Here is a 1,336-nt window from a genome sequence, read left to right as displayed (position 1 = left end):
CCATGATGGGTTGCATCTGGAGCTGCCCGACCGACCAGATGCTGGCCTTCCCGGTGGCCACCATGGTCCGCTTCTGCCACAACCACGGCCTGATTCAGGTGACCAACCGCCCGCAGTGGTACACGGTGGACGGCGGCGCGCGCCAGTACGTGCAGAAGATCACCGACCACATCGCCGACAAGCGCCTGAACACCCCCGTGCAGCAGGTGCTGCGCGATGGCGACGGCGTGCGCGTGGTCACCGAGGGCCACGTGGAGCGGTTCGACGCCATCGTGCTGGCCTGCCACAGCGACCAGGCCCTGCGCCTGCTGGGCGGCCAGGCCTCGGCCGACGAGCGCGAAGTGCTCGGCGCCATCCGCTACCAGCCCAACCGCGCCGTGCTGCACACCGACGCCTCGGTGCTGCCCAAGAGCGAACTCGCCTGGGCCGCCTGGAACTACGAACGCGCGCCCAGCAAGGGCGTGGAATCCGCCCAGGTCTGCCTGCACTACCTGCTCAACCGCCTGCAGCCGCTGCCGGTGGCGCAGCCGGTCGTGGTGTCGCTCAACCCGCAGCGCGAGATCGCCGCGCAACACGTGGTGGGCGAGTACGCCTACGACCATCCGGTGTTCGACCTGGCGGCCATCCGCGCGCAAGCCCGCGTGCCGGCCATGCAGGGCAAGCTCAACACCTACTTTGCCGGCGCGTGGACCGGCTACGGCTTTCACGAAGACGGCTTGAAGTCGGGCCTGCACGCAGCGCGTGCCCTGATCGATGCCCATCAGCTTGTGCCCACGACGCAGCCAGAACAAGCCCAGCGTGCCGCCTTGCCCGGAGTATTTGCGTGAGTTCCCCGTCGGTGGCGCAGATCGGTTTCGGCCAGGTGCGCCACACGCGCCACCGCCCGCAGCGCAACGCCTTCGCCTACCCCACCTACTTTCTGATGCTGCCCATGCGCAGCCTGCGCCAGCACGGCCCAGGCGCGCTCGCGCGCAACCGCCGCGCGGCACTCAGCTTCAACGACGCCGACCACGGCGACGGCCGCACCGACAGCCTGCAGTGGCTCGACGAATTGCTGCAACAACACGGCATCGACGACGCACAGGGCGAGGTGTGGCTGCACACCTACCCGCGCGTGCTCGGCTACACCTTCAAGCCGGTGAGTTTCTGGTACTGCCACCGGGCAGACGGCACGCTGCGCGCGGTGCTGGCCGAGGTGAACAACACCTTCGGCGAGCGCCACTGTTATTTGCTCGATTCGCCGCGCTACGGCCAGCCGTGCGAGGCCTCGAAGGTGTTCCATGTGTCGCCGTTCTGCCCGGTGCGCGGGCGCTACCGCTTTGTCTTCATGCGCGCC

Annotated in this window: 2 protein-coding genes; both read left to right on the top strand. The window is 68.6% G+C overall.

Features of this window, described 5'->3' with window-relative positions; genetic code table 11:
* A partial coding sequence (locus Q1W68_RS15030) for an FAD-dependent oxidoreductase (RefSeq protein ID WP_300717030.1) occupies positions 1-827 on the top strand: 827 nt, incomplete at its 5' end.
* The coding region (locus tag Q1W68_RS15025; RefSeq protein ID WP_300717031.1) for a DUF1365 domain-containing protein at positions 818-1,336 on the top strand (519 nt) is incomplete at its 3' end. The genes Q1W68_RS15030 and Q1W68_RS15025, both read left to right, overlap by 10 nt.

Source organism: Hydrogenophaga sp., assembly GCF_030158645.1.
In the GTDB taxonomy this organism is placed as follows: domain Bacteria; phylum Pseudomonadota; class Gammaproteobacteria; order Burkholderiales; family Burkholderiaceae_C; genus Hydrogenophaga.
This window is presented reverse-complemented; position numbering and strand designations above follow the sequence as displayed.